Source organism: uncultured Christiangramia sp., from assembly GCF_913046405.1.
In the GTDB taxonomy this organism is placed as follows: domain Bacteria; phylum Bacteroidota; class Bacteroidia; order Flavobacteriales; family Flavobacteriaceae; genus Christiangramia; species Christiangramia marina.
Map to the genome: position 1 here is coordinate 20,558 of NZ_CAJWRQ010000004.1, position 21,717 is coordinate 42,274.

Annotated in this window: 14 protein-coding genes; 10 read left to right on the forward strand and 4 right to left on the reverse strand. The window is 37.4% G+C overall.

Going from position 1 to position 21,717, the window contains the following annotated elements; all coding sequences use genetic code 11:
* The first annotated feature begins 27 nt into the window (after positions 1 to 27).
* The 5 genes from QZ620_RS01005 to QZ620_RS01025 all read left to right on the forward strand — a co-directional run bounded on the left by QZ620_RS01005 (position 28) and on the right by QZ620_RS01025 (position 9,768).
* Positions 28 to 3,201 (forward strand): TonB-dependent receptor, encoded by a 3,174-nt coding sequence (locus QZ620_RS01005; RefSeq protein ID WP_295178126.1) that lies wholly within the window; start codon positions 28 to 30, stop codon positions 3,199 to 3,201.
* 4 nt (positions 3,202 to 3,205) lie between these two features.
* A complete protein-coding gene (locus tag QZ620_RS01010) occupies positions 3,206 to 4,792 on the forward strand; it encodes a RagB/SusD family nutrient uptake outer membrane protein (RefSeq protein ID WP_295178128.1) in 1,587 nt (528 codons plus the stop codon).
* A gap of 18 nt (positions 4,793 to 4,810) precedes the next feature.
* Complete coding sequence (locus QZ620_RS01015; RefSeq protein WP_295178130.1) at positions 4,811 to 5,884, forward strand: hypothetical protein; 1,074 nt, start codon at positions 4,811 to 4,813, stop codon at positions 5,882 to 5,884.
* An 84-nt stretch (positions 5,885 to 5,968) separates the two neighbouring features.
* Complete coding sequence (locus tag QZ620_RS01020) at positions 5,969 to 8,458, forward strand: glycan-binding surface protein (protein WP_295178131.1); 2,490 nt, start codon at positions 5,969 to 5,971, stop codon at positions 8,456 to 8,458.
* 98 nt (positions 8,459 to 8,556) lie between these two features.
* A complete protein-coding gene (locus tag QZ620_RS01025) occupies positions 8,557 to 9,768 on the forward strand; it encodes a glycoside hydrolase family 27 protein (RefSeq protein ID WP_295178133.1) in 1,212 nt (403 codons plus the stop codon).
* 234 nt (positions 9,769 to 10,002) lie between these two features.
* Here the strand turns inward: QZ620_RS01025 and QZ620_RS01030 are convergent, their stop codons facing one another.
* Positions 10,003 to 11,340: an AGE family epimerase/isomerase gene (locus tag QZ620_RS01030; RefSeq protein ID WP_295178135.1), complete on the reverse strand. Its 1,338-nt coding sequence runs from the start codon at positions 11,338 to 11,340 to the stop codon at positions 10,003 to 10,005.
* Between the two features lie 139 nt (positions 11,341 to 11,479).
* Here QZ620_RS01030 and QZ620_RS01035 point away from each other — a divergent pair, with 139 nt between their 5' ends.
* The 3 genes from QZ620_RS01035 to QZ620_RS01045 are packed head-to-tail and all read left to right on the forward strand — an operon-like array spanning position 11,480 to position 16,882.
* Complete coding sequence (locus QZ620_RS01035) at positions 11,480 to 13,969, forward strand: glycoside hydrolase family 9 protein (RefSeq protein WP_295178137.1); 2,490 nt, start codon at positions 11,480 to 11,482, stop codon at positions 13,967 to 13,969.
* A 5-nt stretch (positions 13,970 to 13,974) separates the two neighbouring features.
* A complete protein-coding gene (locus QZ620_RS01040) occupies positions 13,975 to 14,943 on the forward strand; it encodes a glycosyl hydrolase (RefSeq protein ID WP_295178139.1) in 969 nt (322 codons plus the stop codon).
* A complete protein-coding gene (locus QZ620_RS01045) occupies positions 14,927 to 16,882 on the forward strand; it encodes a hypothetical protein (protein ID WP_295178141.1) in 1,956 nt (651 codons plus the stop codon). Before QZ620_RS01040 ends, QZ620_RS01045 begins: the two co-directional genes overlap by 17 nt.
* Before the next feature lie 1,443 nt (positions 16,883 to 18,325).
* Here the strand turns inward: QZ620_RS01045 and QZ620_RS01050 are convergent.
* Positions 18,326 to 18,517: a hypothetical protein gene (locus tag QZ620_RS01050; protein ID WP_295178142.1), complete on the reverse strand. Its 192-nt coding sequence runs from the start codon at positions 18,515 to 18,517 to the stop codon at positions 18,326 to 18,328.
* 777 nt (positions 18,518 to 19,294) lie between these two features.
* On the opposite strand from QZ620_RS01050, the gene QZ620_RS01055 reads away from it, so the two are divergent.
* Complete coding sequence (locus QZ620_RS01055) at positions 19,295 to 19,663, forward strand: outer membrane beta-barrel protein (protein WP_295178144.1); 369 nt, start codon at positions 19,295 to 19,297, stop codon at positions 19,661 to 19,663.
* A complete protein-coding gene (locus QZ620_RS01060; protein ID WP_295178146.1) occupies positions 19,618 to 20,025 on the forward strand; it encodes a hypothetical protein in 408 nt (135 codons plus the stop codon). Before QZ620_RS01055 ends, QZ620_RS01060 begins: the two co-directional genes overlap by 46 nt.
* Before the next feature lie 455 nt (positions 20,026 to 20,480).
* Here the strand turns inward: QZ620_RS01060 and QZ620_RS01065 are convergent, their stop codons facing one another.
* Complete coding sequence (locus QZ620_RS01065) at positions 20,481 to 21,278, reverse strand: site-specific integrase (protein ID WP_366935406.1); 798 nt, start codon at positions 21,276 to 21,278, stop codon at positions 20,481 to 20,483.
* On the reverse strand, positions 21,229 to 21,660 hold the full coding sequence (locus QZ620_RS01070; protein ID WP_295178148.1) for an Arm DNA-binding domain-containing protein: 432 nt from the start codon (positions 21,658 to 21,660) through the stop codon (positions 21,229 to 21,231). Before QZ620_RS01070 ends, QZ620_RS01065 begins: the two co-directional genes overlap by 50 nt.
* Between the last annotated feature and the right edge of the window lie 57 nt (positions 21,661 to 21,717).

The following is a 21,717-nucleotide window of genomic DNA, read 5'->3' on the forward strand; positions in this document are numbered from 1 at the left end:
TTATATAAATCAACCAATTTAATTCTTATGCGAAGAAAGATACTTCAATGTAAAGGCAGCTGTAGCCTTAGAAGCAAAATATTATTTTTTGCCCTCTTCTTTTGTGCCTTCACTCAAATTGGTCTCGCGCAGAACGTTGTGACCGGTAAAGTGATTGATACGGAAGGTATACCTTTATTAGGGGTAAATGTAATTGAGAAAAACACCTCGAATGGAACCACTACCGATTTTGATGGGAATTTTGAAATTAGTGTAGATGATAATGCAGTCATTGTTTTTAGTTTTGTTGGATTTTTGACTAAGGAAGTGAGTGTTTCGGGAGGTGAGAAACTGAGTGTTACATTGGATACTGATTCTGAAAGTTTAGATGAAGTAGTAGTTATTGGATATGGTGCTCAACGAAAAGAAGAAATAAGCGGTTCTGTATCCAGTATTAGTAGTGAGGAATTTGAAAACATCCCTCAAGTTAGTGTTGATCAACTAATGCAGGGTAGGGCTGCTGGAGTGATGGTTACAAAGAATTCTGGGCAGCCTGGTTCAGCCGTCTCGGTGAAGATTCGAGGGGTTAATACAATTACCGGTTCGAGTGAGCCTCTTTATATTATTGATGGTGTGCCAGTGTCTGGAGATTCTAGAAATATCGCAACCAGTGGAAGGTCAACTGCCGATGGTGGAATTGGAGATGGTACGGGAGCAACAGATGTAAGTCCGCTGGCTGCTTTAAACCCAAATGATATTGAATCTGTTGATATTCTTAAGGATGCATCTGCTACTGCAATATACGGTTCGAGAGGTTCTAATGGTGTAGTTATTATTACAACAAAGAAAGGTAAAAAAGGAGCGGGTAGACTTAGTTATAACACATATGTTGCGATGCAAAGACCTACAAATAAGATTGATGTGCTTGATCTGCCGGGATATGCAAGACTTCAAAATACTATTGGTGAAATATATGGTTTAGATCCACAAATTGAATTTTTAAATCCAGATTTATTGGGTCCTGGAACAGACTGGCAGGCGCAGATTTTTGATGATGCTCTGCAAATGAATCACGAGTTGTCTTTTTCTGGAGCATCGGATAAGATTAATTATTTTATTTCTTCCTCTTACACCGATCAAGAAGGTACTGTTATAGGTTCTGGATTTGATCGTATTACAGTTAGAACGAATGTTAATGCTGATTTAAATGATTGGATTAGTACTGGAGTTGCTCTTACTGCTAGTAGAACTAATGATGATATTACTTTGAATAGTTCTAGTAATGGTATCATTTCTTTATCATTATTGAACAATCCTGCTACTGCTGTTTACAATGCAGACGGGACTTTTGCTGGTCCGCAAACCGCCGATGAAATCGCTTTTGGAATTCGTAATCCCATCGCAGAAGCTTTAAGCATCCGTAATACCTTAACAAGAAATAGGATTTTCGGAAATATTTTTGCCCAGTTCAATATATCTGATAATTTAAATTTCAGAACGGAATTTGGTGGAGATTTTGGTAATAATTTAAGTGATCGGTTTCAACCTACTTTTACTTACGGAGTATTGGAAAGAGGGGAAAGTACCTTAAACGTTCGAAGAGAAAATAATGATTTCTGGATTATTAAAAACCTATTGACTTATGATAATACTTTCAATGAAAAACATGATGTTACCATGTTACTGGGGCAGGAGGTTCAAGAATCAAAATGGCAGGGAGTTATAGCTCAGGATGGTAATTTTGTTAGTAATGATATTCCAGTTTTAGGAACTGGTGATGCTAATGACTTTAACGATCAGTATATAGGAAGTTCTGCTTTGGAATCTTATTTTGGAAGGCTGATTTATTCCTACGATAATCGGTATAATATAACAGCATCCCTAAGAGCTGATGGCTCCTCTAAATTTGCCGAAGGTAACAAGTGGGGGTATTTTCCATCGGTATCTGGATCCTGGAGACTCTCCAACGAGGCTTTTATGGAAGATTTTGAATCGATTCAGAATATAAAAGTATATGGTGGTTACGGGGAAGTTGGTAATCAGGCTATTCCAAATTTCGCGTATGGTGTAAGACTGAATACCATATCTACTGGACTGGGTACAGGCTTTGAATTTGCCAATTTTGAAAATCCTGATCTTACCTGGGAATCATCAACTCAGACGAATCTAGGTTTGAGCTTTGGATTATTTGATTCAAGATTGAATACAACTATAGAAGTATATAACAAAGTTTCAAAAGATTTTCTTTATCAATTAGCTGTGACCGATTTTATTACAGGGGGTAATTCACCTGGAGCTATAACGGCTCCTTGGGTTAACCTTGGTGAAATGGTAAACAAAGGAGTAGATTTAACCATAAATTATTCAACATTAGGAGAAAGTGATTTCAACTGGCAATCTACTTTAACATTCTCTCATTATCAGAATGAAGTCACCGAGCTATTGGGAGATCTAACAATTAACGGAGATCTTAGTTTAAACCAGTCAAACCAGAACCTAACACTTACCAAGGTAGGAGAACCTGTTGGTATGTTTTATGGTTACCAGGTTGAGGGACTTTTCAGAACAACAGATGATATTGAAGGAGCTCCAATACAATTTGGAAGACCTTTTGAAGATGCTTTATTTTCAACTACCTGGCTTGGTGATATTAAATTCAAGGATATCAATGGTGATGGGTTAATCAACAATGATGATCGCACAGTTATAGGTAATCCTCATCCAGATTTTACATTTGGTTTCCAAAATAATTTCTCTTATAAAAATTTTGATCTTTCCTTATTCCTACAGGGATCTTATGGGAATGATATTTTTAATGCTGTAAAAAGAACTCTTACCGCGGCAAATAGTTATTATGTTAACCAATCGCCATCAGTTTTAGATTATTGGTCCATTGATAATCCAAATGCAGGTGCCCCTAGGTTGGCTAGAAATGACACTCCGAATATTAATATTTCAGACCGTTATATCGAAGACGGTTCTTATTTACGAATTCAAAATTTGACCTTAGGTTATAACTTGTCTTCAAGTACCACAGATCAATTAGGATTGAGAAAATTAAAAGTATACGGTAGTGTTCAAAATTTATACACGTTTACAAATTATTCTGGTTACGATCCTGAGGTAGGTGCTTACAATCAGAACGCCCTTTTACTTGGGGTTGATAATGGAAGATACCCATCCCCAAGAACTTTTTCAATAGGACTGAACGTAGAATTATAATTATATGATGATGAAGAAATTTTTAAAAACAAAGACTATAATAGTGATCGCTGCTTTTTTATGCTTCCCTTCATGTAGCAAAGATTTTCTGGAGAGACCTCCGGAGGATTCTTATAGCGCAGCAACCTTTTATAAAACAACGGACCAGGTAGAGGCCGCGGCTAATCATCTTTATTCCAGGCCTTGGTACAATTTTATTTCAAATGTTGCTTGGGCCATTGGAGAACTAAGTTCTGGAAATGGAAGAACATGGGATCCAAGAAATGCAGATTTTGACAATTTCGCGATTACTGGAGAACATAATACTTTAACCCAATCATGGGAATCTCTTTACGCTGTCATTGCTCAATCCAACTCTCTCATCAATACTCTGCCTAATTCCGTTGATCCGAGTGTTCCTCAGGAAGTAGTAAATAATTCGTTGGGAGAGGCAAGGTTCATTAGAGCAACTGCTTATTTTTATTTGGTAAGAATATTCGGTTCTGTGCCAATTATAGCTGATAATACCGATTATGTTTTGGAGCCTGTAGTTCCCAGAAACCCTGTTGAGGACGTGTATGAATTCATTAAGAGGGATCTAATGTTTGCAATGGAAAATCTCTATGATAAAACCAGAGGTTCCAACTACGATTTGAATGCTAGAGTGTCAAGCGGCTCTGCTAAAGCTATGCTCGCCAAGATCTATCTCTATGAAGAAAACTGGGCCAGGGCATATGAACTTTCAAATGACGTTATAAATTCGGGAGAATTTAAGCTTTATGGTGGTACTGGAGCTGATGGAGATCCGTCTGGAAGTTATTATGATCTATTCCTAACCGCTAACGATAACAATCCTGAATCAATCTTTGCGCTGCAATGGTCTACTTCTGGACAATATTCTGAAGGTAACGGTATCCAGTCCTTGTTTGCTCAGGCTGGAATAACAGGATTTTCCGATGGATATTCAGCCATTGGACCATCTTTGGATTTGCAGGATGCGTATGAAGACAAAGAACAGGATTTAAGATATTATGCCACGATTATGGATCCGGGATCTTTTTATCCGGATTTAAATGGAGGTTACACCGTTTCCGAAAATGTGGACCATCAAGGTACTAACGTGGGTATTAAAAAGTATGTAGTAGGTAATGCTGCCACTAATGGTGGTGGGGCTCAGCAAAGCTATCCTAATAATACCTATATATTACGATATGGAGAACTACTTTTAATACATGCTGAAGCTGCTTTAAACGGCGGGGGATCATATGAAGAAGGAGTTAAATCACTTAATAAAGTTCGGGAAAGAGCCGGATTAGACCCTATTGCAAATCCTACTCTAGAAGATGTTTTCCACGAGAGAAGGATTGAGTTAGCTTTTGAATTCGAATTCTGGTATGATGTAGTTCGTCAGGGACCTGAATTTGCTTTAGATTTTCTAGCTAATACGGAGCGAGGTACTTTTAATGATGACACTACTCCGCCCACTGTAAATTCTGAAATGTATACACCTACTATGGACGATCTTTTGTTCCCTTATCCAAGTAACGAAACTCAGAATAACCCTGCTTTATTGGAGCCCCCGGTGCCTTATGATTTTAGTGATGATGAATAATTTTTTAAAAAAAATATTATGAAAAACAAATTAATAAAAATTAGGATAGCTGAACCAATATTCATGGTCTTGTTTGCTAGTCTGTTGTTTTCATGTGACAGTGATTTTGATGTAATTAGTCCGGAGGGCGGAGATGGTCCGCCGGTAATCACCAGCGTAAGTGAAGCAAGGGAAGATGTAGCAGTTACTCAGGGTGTATTGGAAAATACCTATATCATTAGAGGTGAAAATTTTTCTACCCTTAAAGCTATTTACTTCAATGGTGTCCAGGCAAGTGTTAACCTTGCGCTTACTACAGATAATCTTACTTTTGCAACTGTACCTGAGAGTGCTCCTTATGTTGGGCAGTCTAATGAGTTAGTGCTGGAGAACCTTTCAGGGTCTACGAGTTATGACTTTTCACTGTTAACTATAGATGATTTCACCGAAGCTACTATAGATGGAGTTAAAACAGTAACATTATTAGGTGGAGATTTTTCAGAGACAAACTCGGTAACTTTCGTCTCCGGTTCAGAGGAAGACGGGAACCTCGTGGAAATAGAGGCAGATATACTTTCAGTTTCCGAAACTGAAGTTACGGTTATAGTGCCATCTGGTATTGAACAGGCATTTATTTACCTGGAAACCTCCAGAGGAGCAGTTACACAATCTGATTCTTATGGATTTAGTTATTCAATTTATATCGATGCCTTAAATCCAGAATGGACAATGAGCCAATGGGGAGGAACTTTTGACATTGAAAATACAAGTCCTGCCTTAGGTCAATTCTCTATTAAAAGTACACGTGAAGCATGGTCTGGATTATCATTTTTGGCTCCGAACATTCCATTTGATGATTATGAGGCCCTTACCTTTTCAATCTACGGAACTGGTGATGCTGGAGATTCTGTAAATCTTGCAATAAATGACTTTGCAGCTCAGGTAAACCTTGTGTTGATTCCGAATCAATGGAATAAATTCGTGGTACCCTTGTCAAGTTTTTATCCAAATGGAGGTGCACCAGCTACCATTACAAGGCTGGATTTCCAGGAAGCTTCGGGTACAGGTAAAGCTCAGTATATATTTTACGTAGATGATTTTGGGCTTCTTTAAATTGATGATAGTTAGTTTAAAATATAAAGATTCCAGAATTTAGAAATTCTGGAATCTCTTTCAAATAAAAATAAATTAAAAAAGATGAAATTATCCAGAATATATTATGTGGTAATGCTAATTCTTTTAGCCGGAGTAACTTCTTGTAATGAGGATGATGATCTTTATCCACAACTCGGTGACGATCCACGGAATCTCACTCAAATAGTTAACGATGACGCGAATTTATCCACTTTAGCCCAGGCCTTAACCCAGGTTGGATTGGATTCCACGTTGAGATCGACTTCAACTTACACCTTATTCGCTCCAAATAATGCAGCTTTTGGTGATTTTGATATGTCTTCAATGAGTGAAGAGGAACTTACTAACTTTTTGTTGAATCATGTACTTAGTACCACAACCGCAGATTTCTCTTCTACACTAACCACGGGTTATACGCCCACCATGGCAACGGGACCAGATGATAACAATTTGAGTCTATTTATTAATACTGATGGTGGTTTGAAGTTAAATGGGATGGCGACTCCGGTACAAGGCTCCTTTGATGTAGGTTCCACAAATGGTGTTTTACATGTTGTTGATAACCTATTAACTCCTCCTACAGTTTTGGATCATACGAAAGCAAACCCTAATTTTTCAAAACTGGCGGAAGCTATTGAATTGACAGGCCTTTCTGAAACTCTTTCAATGACAGATCCTGAATTGGAAACTTACCCATTCACAGTTTTTGCTCCTACGAATGTAGCTTTTGAAAATTTAATGATGCAATTAAATGGTGCTTTTGGGTGGTCATCTTTAAACGATGTGCCTACAGAAATACTACAGGAAATATTAATGTATCACGTGGTAGGTGGAGCGAATACACTTTTTGAAACTATTGGAGGAACAGAACAGGCTACCTTAGAGGGAGATAGTTTTTCTATAAATGATGATGCAGTGATAACAGATGGCAGTTATACCACTGGTAATTTTACTACTACCGATATCCAGGGAATTAATGGAGTGGTACACGGAACTAATAAAGTACTTCTACCAGAAAGCATATTTCAACAAATTCTTGATGCTACCTTAAATTTAAAGGAACGTAGCGAAGATAAAGGATATACTTCTTTTCTTGCAGCCGCCGAAAAAGCTGGATTAACAAGTGCCCTTGAATCAGACGAATTCAGTGTATTTGTTCCTAATAATGATGCTTTTACAGCTTTATTTTCATTAATTACAAATTTTGAAAGTTTAGAAGATTTTGAGACTCCTGAAGAAATTGAAGCATTAAAACAGCTACTTTCTTATCACCTTTATTCAGGAATATTAATGTCTAGCCAGTTAACTGACGGCGAAAGTATTGCTACAGTATATGGTGATAATATTACTGTAGATCTTAGTGGTGAAAATGCGAGATTAATCCCTTCATTTGAAGAAGCAATCCCTTCTGGAATCGTTAATGCAAATATTGGCGCTACTAACGGAGTCTTACATGAAATAAACAGAGTTCTAATTCCGGCAGATTTAGTAAGTGTTCTTGGGATTGAATCGGATGCAGGTGGACAATGCCCTGTTAAAGACGAATCTTTAGTATTTTTTGACTGGAATGGAAAAGATCCATATTGGGGAAATGTTACTGCAGAAAATGATCCTTCTCTTTCACTGGATGGAGAAAATTATGGTAGAGCAAATTTCCAGACTGGAGGTACAGGATGGGTAGATCTTTTTTGGAGAAACGATGCCGCTACATTTAACGGTGCTAGTGTTGTAGGTAATAATATTGACGGTTATTCCTTGAAATTCGATATAAATGTCATCGAGCCAATTACAGCTGGGATGTTCCGAATTCGATTTAATGATGCAGACGGGGAAGATGTTTTCTATAACTGGCAACCATGGAATGATCTCGGTGAATCATTCACTACAGATGGATGGGAAACAGTGGAGATTCCTTTATCTGAAATTGGGGTATCCGATTTTAGCCAGATAGACGCTGAATTTGGAATGGCATTCGAAGGTGCCGATATACTTTTAAATTTTGCAATAGATAACGTACGTTTTGATACTCCCGGTTGTGGAGGACCAGAACCAGTGGCTAATTCTGAGGCAGTGTTCTTTGATTGGGATGGAAAAGACCCATACTGGGGTAATGTAACCGTAGAAAATGATGCCTCTATTAGTTTAGATGGAAGTAATTATGGGAGAGCCAATTTTCAAACTGGAGGAACAGGATGGCAGGATCTTTTCTGGAGAAATGATGCTACTTTCTATGGTGCAAACATGGTGGGTTCTAATCTAGATGAATATGTATTAAAATTTGATATTAATATTTTCGAACCTATTAATTCAGGGATGTTCAGGATTAGATTTAATGACTCAGATGGAGTAGATGCATTTTATGACTGGCAACCATGGAACGAAACTGGAAATGCTCTGGATACTGATGGTGATTGGATTACGGTAAGTATTCCCGCTACCGCACTAGGAGTACCAGACTTCAGCCTGGTAGATGCTGAATTTGGGATGGCCTTCGAAGGGGCAGACATTCTACTTAATTTTGCAATAGACAATGTAAGATTTGAAGAATTATAAGATTATTTGTGTTAGCTTAATTTGTGCTAAATAATTTGATTCCCTACGGGCAACTGTAGGGAATTTCTTTTTTAAAATTTAATATTGAAACCATAGAAATGACTTTAAAGCAAATCTTCCTTATTCTAATAACTATCATAGGATCACATCTAACTAATGCTCAAAAATTTGATAATCTGGCTCAAACTCCTCCTATGGGATGGAATAGCTGGAACAAATTTGCCTGCGACATTAATGAAGATCTTATCAAAACGGCAACAGACAATATGGCTTCCAGCGGAATGAAAGATGCCGGTTACGAATATATTGTGATTGATGATTGCTGGCATGGTGAAAGAGATGAAAATGGGTTTATTCATGCAGATAAGGAAAAGTTTCCTTCGGGGATGAAAGCACTGGTAGACTATGTACATTCTAAAGGACTGAAATTTGGTATTTATTCAGATGCCGGATGGCAAACCTGTGGAGGTAAACCCGGCAGCCGGGGAAGGGAGTTTCAGGATGCTCAAATCTATGCTGAATGGGGAGTGGATTATTTAAAATATGACTGGTGTAACACGGAAGGTTTAAAAGCTGAAGGAGCTTACCTTACCATGAGAGATGCACTATATGTAGCTGGCAGACCAATTGTTTTAAGCATTTGCGAATGGGGAGATAATCAGCCCTGGGAGTGGGCTGAAGATATTGGGCATTTGTGGAGGACAACGGGAGATATTTATCCTTGCTGGGATTGTGAAGAAGATCACGGCGATTGGTCTTCCTGGGGAGTACTTAGAATACTTGATATGCAGGATGGTTTAAGAAAATATGCTGGTCCCGGCCATTGGAATGATCCTGATATGATGGAAGTTGGAAATGGAATGTCCGTGAGCGAAGACCGGGCGCATTTTACTATGTGGGCAATGCTGGCTGCTCCACTAATTGCCGGAAATGATCTGGGTAATATGAGTGAAGAAACAGTGAATATCCTTACTAATAAAGAGGTGATCGCTATAGACCAGGATACTCTTGGAGTGCAGGGATTTAAATATAGCAGTGAAGACGGCCTTGAAACCTGGTTTAAGCCTTTAGCAGGTGGAAACTGGGCAGTGACCTTCTTAAATCGCTCGGATACCGATCATGAAATAAATTTTAACTGGAAAGATCATGAGATTAAAGATCCGGATTTTGATTATGCTGTCGATTTTAATGCAGAAACGTATAGCATTAGAGACCTTTGGAAACACAAAAATTTGAAAAACACTCAGTCCCCTTTTAAAGCAGTCGTGCCACCTCATGATGTGATCACGCTTAGGCTAAGCAAAAAGTAAAGAGGAAATGATTTAAAATAAGGAAGGCGAAAATCTAAGATTTTCGCCTTCCTTATTTTTTTAGTTTGATTGTCCTTAAAGTATCTAAAATTTAATAAAGGGTCTTATTCTGTACTTGTTTCAGAATCTTAGAGTTTTGTAAATCATAATTATAAATGGACACCCTGAAATAAATTCAGGGTAACGAGATAACTATTATGACGAAGAACGGATATACATTTTTCAGTAATCACCTTATTTCTTTAGAGTTTCCATGCAATTTATGAGTGCCCTGAAATTATGATAAGTAGCTTTCCAAATATGTCCTTTCAGGTCATCCTTAGTTTCCGGTCTGCTATCCAGTCCCCATTCATACCAGCCACCAAAACGCTCGTCCATAAAATAGGTGTTGGTATATTCCCATAACTTATTAAAATAGGAACGGTAATTATATTCGTCTTCAGGAAAATAATGATCCATAATAAGTAGTGTATTCAAACCTTCAGCCTGAGACCACCAGTTTTTATTTTTATTTACCAGCGTAAGATTTTTATCAGAACCAAAATAATAGCCCCCATCATAAAATCCACCCAATTCAGGATCCCATCCATTTTCCAGGGAATGATCTACCATCTTTTTACCTTTGACCAAGGTTTCTTCTGTGTCCTCACGCCCCAAAGCTTCGGAAGCTTCTAGCATCAAATAAGCCGTTTCAACATCATGTCCAAAAGAAACATGATCCAGATAATAGTGCTTTTCAATCACTTCTTTTGACTGATCATTAAAAGTAACCGGCGTCCAGTCCTTTTCAAAAAAGAGATTCATATAATTCTTGTCGCTTACAATAGTATCACGAATTAGTAATAGTAACTCCTCCAGTCTTTCTGCAACAAGATCATCCGGCCACACTTTATAAAGTTCCGTAAAGGCTTCCAGCAAATGTATAGAACTATTCTGATCCTTATAACCAACGTCTGAAGTGGAATCAAAACTGGAATCTCTTATAATTGGTGATCCATCCATATTTAAGGACTGGTAATATCCTTTACTAATTGAGTCATGGCTATGCTCTTCCAGCCAGTAAAAGGTCTTTTTGGCCAGTTCCAGCGCTTCTTCATTCTGCGATGCTCTGGCATAAGCCGCCAAACCATATAATCCAAAAGCGTTGCCATAAGCCGTTTTCTCTTCACCTTTTTTAGCAATTGGCTCCCCGGTTTTAGAAACCAGGTTATGAAAACCTCCATATTCCTTATCCCACATCACATCCCTTAAGAACTTAAATCCATGTTCGGCATACTGAAGGTAATTAGCATTTTCTGGAAATACTTCAGCAGCTACTGAATTGGTCCAGATATGCCTGGCCTGGGTCACGATCATTTTATCATGTTTTTCCCCCAGTTTGAAATCATAGGTGATTTCACTGTAATAACCTCCGTCCTCATTATCAATGGCCAGAGGATACCATTTATCAAGTAAATTTTCTTTAGCGTCTGTTTTCATTTCAGCGATGAATTCTTCATTCGAAGTATTATCCTGACAAAAAACAGTGCTAACCGAAAGAAACATGAGTCCTAAAAAGTATCGTATTTTCATAAAGGAATATTTTTCAGATTAAATATATAGCAATGATTTCAATAAGAAAGACGGCTGAAAATATCCTATGGGAAATAGATAAAAAAGTATTAAGTCCTGCTTCGTACATAGGCCTATTTTTAGTTTCTAATTTTAGATGATGCGAAATTTTATTTTACTCTTTTCAATTTTAGGCATAGCAAATATTTATGCTCAAAAAACTTCCGATTCTATAGATATTTTCAGGATTAATGACCTGGAATACCTGGAAAGACGGGGAGCAAACGTTATGCTTGCCCACGATTTTTATCCGGAAAGTCATCAGGGCGGAGTTGGCATTATCCAGAATGGGATTCGTGTCGCGACCAATGGAGATCTAAGGCTTGAACCTGCTCCCGGCCAATGGCAGCCTGTTCCGAAGGTTGGAGAGCGACAGCTAAATCGTGATACGCAGGAAATAAGTGTGCATATGAGCTATCCAGATCCTTCCAAAGACCGGACAGGATTTAATCCTATTATTTACCCCGAGCTTGATATGAGTTACGATCTTAAAATTGTGCCTCAGGGGAAATCTTTTAAAATTATAGTCGATCTCGATAAACCATTACCAGACGAATGGGTTGGAAAAGTAGGGATGAACATTGAATTTTTTCCCGGAATCCTTTTTGGGAAATCCTATTATATGGATGATGATTTCGGCATATTTAATATTCAGGCGAATGGTCCTGGAAAGAACACCAAAGAAGGGGACTTTCGTCTCAAACCAATGGCAACGGGAAATAAGCTCGTTATCGCACCCGGAACTCCAAAACAAACCATAAGTATTAAAAATTTAGGTGAAAATAGCTTGGAATTATTAGATGGCAGAGCTATTCATAGTAACGGCTGGTTTATAGTAAGATCGCTGGTACCCGCAGGAAAAACTAAAAATGCTATTGAATGGCTTATTACTCCAAATACGCTAAAGGACTTCATTTATTCCCCAGTAGTACAGGTTTCCCAGGTGGGTTACCATCCTGCCCAGGAAAAAATAGCGGTTATTGAAATAGATCCAAATGATAGCAGAAAAATAGAAGCAAAACTACTTCGAATTGATAATGAGGGCGGTTATACTGAAGTGATCTCTAAACAACCAGAAGAATGGGGCGATTTTCTCCGATATAAATATTATCAACTGGATTTTACCGAAGTGAAAAAACCGGGGATGTATGTTGTTCAATATGGCGATTATCAAACGGAAGCTTTTCAGATTAGTGAAGATGTTTATCAAAGGGATGTCTGGCAACCTACACTTGAGTATTTTTTACCAGTCCAGATGTGTCATATGCGCGTGAACGACCGGTATAAGGTTTGGCATGGCCTCTGCCATATGGATGATGCGCGAATGGCTCCTACAGATTATAACCATTTTGATGGTTATTTACAAGGTTCTGAAACTCTTACGAAGTATGAATCCGGAGAGCACGTGCCCGGAATAAATATTGGTGGCTGGCACGATGCAGGGGATTATGACCTTAGAGTGGAATCCCAGGCTTCAACGGTTCAGGGACTGTCTCATATTTATGAACTTTTCGGGGTAGATTACGACAATACCAGCATCGATGAAAATACCCGGATCGTAGAAATTCTTCAACCCGACGGCAAACCCGATATGTTACAGCAAATAGAACACGGTGTTCTTTCAATCGTTGGAGGTTACAAGTCTATGGGGCGTTTTTATCGCGGAATCATCGTGCCTAACAAAAGACAATACATTCTACTGGGAGACCCCGTAAATCATAGCGATAATAAGGTTTTTTCGAATTCTGAAGCAGATGAACAGATTCCTGTAGGCCTAGAGGGAGCTCCAGATGATCGCTGGGTTTTTACTGAAGAAAATCCGGGGAGAGAACTTTCTACCGCTGCAGCCCTTGCAGCTGCTTCTAGAGTTTTGAAAAATTCTAATCCAGAACTTGCTGAAGAATGCCTATCGATCGCCGAATCAATCTGGAACACACATAAGAAAGAATCATTTGTTCAAAAAAGCGAACTAGCCGTTGAAATGCTTCGAACTACTAATAAACAGGAATATTCAGATTTTCTTGTGAACAATTCGGAAGCAATAATAGCTAATATTAGCAATACCGGATGGATCGTCGGGCCTGCCCTACCGCTAATCCAAAATGATAATTTTAAGAATCAGATAAAGGCTGCTGTTCAGGAATATTATGAAGAGGTGGTAGAGTTAGGTAAAAAAACACCTTACGGAATGCCTTATGAACCGGATATTTGGGGTGCCGGCTGGGGAATTCAGAATTTTGGAATGAAACAATATTATTTCCATACGAGCTATCCCGAAATCTTTCCGAAGAAATATATGCTGAATGCCCTGAATTTTGTGCTTGGTTCTCACCCGGGCGTGAATACTTCCTCTTTCGCATCTGGAGTTGGCTCGAGATCATTAACCCAGGCCTATGGAGTGAATCGTGGGGAATTCTCGTTTATCCCGGGCGGAATTGGCTCCGGAACGGCATTAATAAGACCAGATTTTCCTGAATTACTGGAATGGCCATTTCTCTGGCAACAAACCGAATATGTTTTAGGAGGCGGCACTACAGATTATATCTTTTTAGTACTCGCTGCAGACCAACTTTTAAATCAGAATAAATGAAAAAAATGATCCTTTTTGTCGGATTGCTTGCCTCTGTTCTATGTTATGGGCAAACACCCGTAAATCCAAACACCGGTCCTGAAACAAAACAGTTGTTAGAATATATTTATTCCTTAAATGGCAAAATTTTAGCCGGGCAGCATAGTTATAACGAAGACCCCGATAAGTTTTATAATCTCGCCCAGGAAATTACCGGTAAATATCCGGCAGTCTGGGGAACCGCCTTTTACTGGAATGGGGAAAAAGATCCGGGAGAAAGAATTGTAAAAGCGACCATCAAAAAACATAACGAAGGTTCTATAATAACCCTTATGTGGCATGTGGGGAGACCATCCGAAAATCCTCCGTATGGCTGGAGTGAAAGTGTTCAGAATGAATTTAGTGATGAGCAATGGCAGGAATTGCTTACCCCCGATTCTCCTACACATACAAATTGGTTGAAGCAGGTAGATAATCTTGCACAGCATCTTAAAGAATTACAGAAAGCCGGGGTACCCGTTCTCTGGAGGCCCTATCATGAAATGAACGGAGTTTGGTTCTGGTGGGGGAATAATCCAGAGGCTTATAAAAAGCTTTGGAAAATGCTTTACGACCGTTTAACCGAATATCACCAATTAAATAACCTCATTTGGGTTTGGAATGCGAATGCTCCCCGTGATATTCCTTACGATGAAGCTTTTCCTTATAAGGATTTTTATCCGGGAGCTCAATATGTAGATATCCTGGCCACCGATGTTTATCATTATGATTACGAACAGAAAGATTATGAGGAACTTTTGGAACTCGCAGAGGGTAAACCTATTGCTCTTGGAGAAGTGGGTGAATTACCAAAACCAAACATTCTGGAAAAACAGCCAAAATGGTCCTGGTTTATGGTCTGGTCTAACTGGCTACAAACTGCAAATAGCCCGGAACGGGTAAAAGAGATATATAATTTTTCAAATACATTAACTAAAGATGAAATTAAGAATTAAGCATACATTAATCCTGCTACTATTTGTCACGGGTGTGGCTCAGGAAGTCTCAGCACAGGCTGAATTCGAGACCTGGGGCAACCTTACGGGAATTCGAACGGAAAACGGTTTTTTCGATTTTAACTCCAGTCTTGTGATTATAAATAAAAACGGTAACGAGTGGGAAACCCGGAAGGAAGGTCAGAAAACGGACTTTAAAAGGGAAAATGGAGTTAAAACCTTCAATTACGGAATGCGTGACATCAGCTGGAATCAAAAGCTTCAAACAACCGGAGAAGGAAAAGCCAATATTCAGGTAGATTTCACTTCCCCAAAAGACTCGCTTCTGCAGGGAGCGTATTTCAGAATAAAACTACCGGAAGCATTTGGCACAAACGCCAGTTTCAAAATTAGCAATCCCGAAAAGATTACTGTTTCAAATTTTCATTCAGAATTTAAAAATGCTGAATATAAAGCTCCTGTAAAATCTGTAACTGTCAATTCAGAAAACCGGGAAATCACAATTATCGTAAAAGAGGCCACCGAATTAATTATTACTTCTGGGGCAGACTCTCTAAATCCAGAATACCAGTTAAATTTTGCTATCGCAACTGGAAATATTGCAGCAAATAAAACTTATAAAAACTCCTTTGATATTGAAGTTTCCGGAGAAATGGATAATTCCCCGGTGACTTTGAAGCTTTATCCAGATCAGGAAGGAAATGCTTTTGATGGAATCGGAGGCAACTTTCGTTTACAAAATCAGAACGCAGATCCTCAGGTGATAGATTATGCACTGGAAAATTTACGGGTGGCCTGGAGCAGAGTAGAACTTCCATGGAAACAGTGGCATCCAGACCCTGACAAGGATCCAATAGCTGAGGCGAAAAAAGGAAAGTTAGATCCGAAAGTAAAAGCTTCCATGGAAATGGCGCAACGACTCGATGAAAAAGGTATTCCAGTGATTCTGGCTGCCTGGTTTGCCCCAGACTGGGCTATAATAGGTAAAAGAGCAGAGGGAGTCAATCTTGACGGAAGCCGGGGGAATCAATTAGATCAGTCCAAAAAGGAAGAAATTTATAAATCAATTACTGCCTATATTTTATTTTTAAAAGAAGAATATGGCGTGGAGACCGTGATGTTCTCCTTTAATGAATCGGACCTTGGAATTGATGTGAGACAAACGCCTGAAGAACATCAACAGTTAATAGAAGAACTTGGAAATTACTTTAAAAATGCCGGACTAAAAACCAAATTTCTTCTTGGAGATACGGCAGATGCCAATGGCTGGGATTTTACCACTCAGGCATCGATTAATCCAGAAAGCCTACCGTTTATAGGCGGTGTCTCTTTTCACTCCTGGAGAGGCTGGACTGATGAAAACCTTATAAAGTGGCATGATATTGCGAATCGTGTTGATGAACCTCTTTTTGTTGGTGAAGGTAGTATTGATGCAGGGGCATGGCGTTATCCGCAGATCTTTGAAGAGTCTACTTATGCCCTTGAGGAAATACGCATTTACCTAAAAATACTGAAAATAGCCCAGCCTTTGAGTATTCTTCAATGGCAGTTGACCTCAGATTATTCGGTGCTATCGGGCGGTGGAGTGTTTGGTAATGATGAAGAAGAATTACATCCCACACAACGCTTTTTTAATTTGAAACAACTGGGCACCACTCCTAAAGGACTAAACGTTATTCCTCTTATTTCTAAAGAAGAAATGATTACTGCTACTGCCCTCGGAGATCAAAAAAACGGTGAATATGCTCTTCATCTGGTGAATAAAAGCGCAACTAGAGAAATTACTATTATTGGAATTCCGGAAAGTGTAAGTTCATTTACCCTATATACTACTAATAGCAAGGAATCTTTTAAAAAAGGCAAATCATTAAAGCCGAAAAATGGAGAGCTAAAATTTGAAGCTGATGGAGCTAGTTTCATTTCTCTTTTTTCACGGTAAAACTAATATGCGAATAAATGTTTTAGTTGGAATAGATCAAATTCGCATTTAAAGCCTATGATTAAAATCATAGGCTTTTTTTTAGCTTATAAAATTAGTAAAAAGAAAAGCTTTTAACCAGTGACTATCCATTTAGGACAAACTTTCACTACCATTAATAGTTTCTCAATTTTCAGAGGGAAATAATTGTAAGTCTCCCTATAATGTCTGTAATCACTCAAAAATCTCTGTAATTCGGAAATTGCTATTTCAATTGTTGTTACTGAAGATTTTACGCCTTTTTAACTAGCTGTTCATAGTGATTATAACAAAAGAATGCCTGGCTAAGGAGTTCCTAAGGTGATTTTCTAGAGGTTTATTCTCAATTTCCTTGTGATTTTTATCACAACCCTTTTAGTTTTTACGAGATCAATAAATGGGATCCCTTTAACTTCCTTTACCTGAGTTACACACACTCAGCCCAATGAAAGGAACAAACTTTAAGAGAATACTTGTAATGACACCCAAAACCCCATCAACCTCTATTACGACATGACTTCGTTTTGGAACCAGAGCTTCATTGAACAAATCTTGAACCTCCTTAAAAACTGAAAAAACTTTTTATGGAAGTTCTCCTAGAAATCTCCAAATAGCTCGATTGGTTTTAAATGAGACTTTTAAAATCTTCCATCTCCTAGATTACTTACATGACTGCTGTGAGTGTTATTTAAGATATTAGCAGAAAGATTATAGAGGCTATAGAAATTAAATAGAGAGGATTGGTTGTTCTGGATTTTAGTCTAAATACTAGAAAAAACAACTTCAGCTTGAAAATAGGAAAATGCTCAGGATATAATAAGTAAGTACTTATATTCATATTATGATCAATTTAAATCCCTGAAAGTAAATAAGGTTAATGTAGAAAAATATTTATCTAATTCTAAAAAATTAAATAATTCCTATTAAAGTGTTGAAGTTTTTAAGTGAAGAATTGGTTCTAATGTTCCTTCTTTTCAATGATGGAAATTCCGTTCTAAAAACTATTAGGTTTAGGTAAATAATATGAGAATTCCAAAATGAAATGAAGGAATGGAATAGCAAGAGGGTAACGGGCCAAGCCCCGTTACAATCCATTCCCCCTTAGTTTTAAGTCTATTTGAGGTTTATTGCCTACAAATTGAATGAATTAGAAATTCTACTCTAAAATTTTTCACGGAAAAACCCTTCGAAGGCCTTATAAACGGATATATTTTTCACGGAAAAACAATATTTTAGAGTATCCCACTCACCCCATTTCCTTTCTCTTCGCAAATGCTACGTTTCAGAAAAAGAGGTTCATTCATAACGTCTTGGACCCAAGTCAAAAAAGTATGATGGATTTCTAAAGTACTTAATCGAAGAACTTTTATGACTTAAGTCCGCTGGATAGATTTCCATAATTAAGGGCTCACTGTAAAAGACCGATCAATCATTCATAATTCTCTGATCGTTCATAGCCTTACCTTTTGATGCCAAATCAATAGCATTTGAAATTAGCGGACTGCATAAAGCCGCTTCGCTTTTTATAAGTCCATTTCTAATTTCAAATCCTGAAATGCCGTCATGCATCAAAAGGTAATGCATACAGCTCTGAAAGAAGTAAATGATAAAAGGCATTATTAGTTTCATTTTGATCTGAATGCAAAATTCAATGAAGAGCAAAAGGAAAATGCGCCAGGTAAAAAAAGTAAATGATTTTGTAATTTAATTCATTCTTCAGCAATGCAATTACCATGAAATAGGATTCTTGTTTTTAACAAACAGAACTTTCTAAAAAGAAAGCACTAATTGTAAAAAGTTTGAGAATACACTTTTATCAATAAAACATTTTTTGGAGCATCTAGAATTTAGATATTCAGGATTACTCCGAAATTGCTATTTGAATGGATAAAAAATAGCTGAGAATTCATGATTGATGACTAGCGGAACATCAAATTGCTATAAATTAAACCTAATACAATGGAAAACATTTAAACGTTTAAATACGGCATTTTAAGGGCAATTAATGATTTTTTTATTCATCAGTATAATCATACATCAAAGGCTAGTTAAAAGCTAAGAAATAGCATCTAAAATCATCCTGAGATAGAAACTTTAATCCTGGACTCTGGTGCTTTTTTCAAAAGAATTAAATTTGTAAAAAATGCCTGCCAGTCATTTGGAAGTTTATTATTGTTTGCCTGTTTGTATTGTTTATCAAAGATTCCAGTACTTGTTCACTGGTAGTACAGTGCCAATACAGTAATGGTACACTGCTTGTCTTATAAATGCAACCAAGGCGCACCAGTGCCTGTGCATTTTTGATACAGCCTCTGTGCCACTAATCTGGTGTAAGAATAATTATTGATAAAAATGAATCGAACCAACAAATAATATTGAATAGATGATAAAAAAATGGGCATAGTTGCTATAATTTTGATTTCATTAAATGTCAAAGCCCAGGAAAACAAATGGGGATTAGAAGCTAATTTAAACCCATTTTTTCTTGGAGCCTTAAATTCAGAGAGCGATTCTAACGTAGAAAGTGAGGGCCTATCTGGAGGATATAATTTAGGTATTTCAATTAAATATAATACATCAGATTCCTGGCAGGTAGAAGGGGGAATGCAGTATTCGGAACAAACTTATAACGGTAAGGCACTTAGTTTTGTTGAAGAAGGATCACATTATCTTAGTGAATTAAGTTATATAAAAGTTCCATTACTAATAAATTATGGATGGCAATGGGATATAAAAAGGATACTAGGATATCTTTTGGTTTAGGTGGTCAATTTCTAAGCTTGAACGATTACTTTTTGAAAATTGAGGATCGTCTTCAGATTATAACCATTGAGAATGGTAAAAGAACACTCTATAATAAAAATGAAGATATGGTTAAAAGTGTGATTGAAGATGAATTTTTCTCAAAGCAAAAGCTCAGCTTGGTAGGACAGTTCGGTTTGGAAAAACAAATAACAGATTCATTTTCCTACAGTATAAAATTACGAACTGAATATGATCTTGGTTTGCTAGATAATAATAGTGCCTACAGTTATGAGTTATCTTATTTTAGAATAGGATTGCAATTTGGATTTCAATATAAAATACGTCCAAAATCAGCAAGATATATTGAGGGTATCATGTAAAATAAGAGTAACCCACGCGTTGTATATGCTCTACGCATTTAGTGAGTGTTTCTTTAAACCTCACCTTAGATTATTGGACATGCTTGCTCCACTAAAGGAAATAATTCCAGACCATTCCATTTAGAAACTAGGATTGAAATCGAAGAAAAAAATTTAACTCTCTTGCATAAAGCAGAAGAATTTTAATAAAAAAATTGATTCATTGAGTTTTAATTTATGAGGAAAAAGAGAGGAAGTATCTCTCTAATATACTAATCGCTAAGTGCCATAATTAGACATGTTTTCAACAAGCTAAAACAAACGAAACCGGATTTATCAAATTAACTAACAAAGACCTGCTGCCATCAGCCAATGCAATATTCCCTCTTTTTTGGAAAATCAGCTAATTGAAACTTCTTTACTAATATCTCCATTTTCTCCATCGAGTCTTTTTTGGAGAAAATCCATATCATCGCTCAATTTTCTCTCCACAACCTTTGCATAGATCTGGGTAGTAGAAAGTTTTTATGCCCTAAAATTTTCGATACTGTTTCAATAGGCATTCCGTTAAATAGAGCTACCGTAGCAGCAAAAGTATGCCTGGCCAAATGAAAAGTTACATGCTTTTTTACTTCACAAGCTATTGCGATTTCCTTTAGATATTGATTGACCTTTTGATTAGAGATCACAGGCAATAAAGAATCATTTACCTGGCAGCTTATATCGTTTTTATATTTTTCAATAATTGAAACGGCCTTTCTCAACAAGGGCACTTTTACAGAATTTCCATTTTTCATTCTTCTGGTTACAATCCATAGTTTGCCATTAATGCCAATAGTTAGATTTTCAGGTTTCAGTAAATTTAAATCTCCATAGCTTATCCCGGTATAGCAACTAAAAACAAATAAATCCCGTACCCTTTCCAATCTTTCTAATTCAAGATCTTTGTCTTCTATCTTCCTAAGATCCTCTGATGATAGAAATTCTCGCTCCCTGGCTTCTAAAGTAGATTGAAACTTTAAAAAAGGGTTCTTATCGATCCATTCCATCCGGTAAGCCAATGATATCATTTTCTTCAGTCGTTGAATATGCTTCATAACCGCATTATGTTGCAAATTCTTCTGATAATGTTTTGGCTTTAGAATCCTTAGAAAGTTTTCGAACTTCAATACGAAATTATAGTCTAACTCTTGTAGGTAATAATCCTTTCTACCAAACTCCTGTTTAATATTTCCGGATATAGTTCTGGCTGGTATTATAAAGCCGCCTAGTATTCGGCCTTAACTTTGAAAAACAAGTTGTATTATGGTATTCGAATATATCCTCCAAAGAGTACAATTTTTCAGTCTCCCCGAAGTATTTTTTCTTGATATTTTCCAGGGATCGAACCTTACCTTCTATCCTTAATTCCTGGTAATATTGAAAAAGCATAGAGTATTCCTGGTCTAGGAACTCATTGAGCTCTAAATCGAAAGCGTCAACGCCCGTTGATCTTTGCCTTTTGGAATCCCATAATTCTATGGCGATCTTACGCTTTAAACTAATGTTTAACTTTTTGTTATACAGTGATATACGAACATAAATAGGGGCTTCACCGCCCTTTGCTCTTTGGATGTGTATCCAAAACAGTACTGAAAATGTTGACGAAGTACGCATGATTTGACGTGTTTAGATGAAACATTAATATGAAAGTCAAATCAGTGATTACGCAGG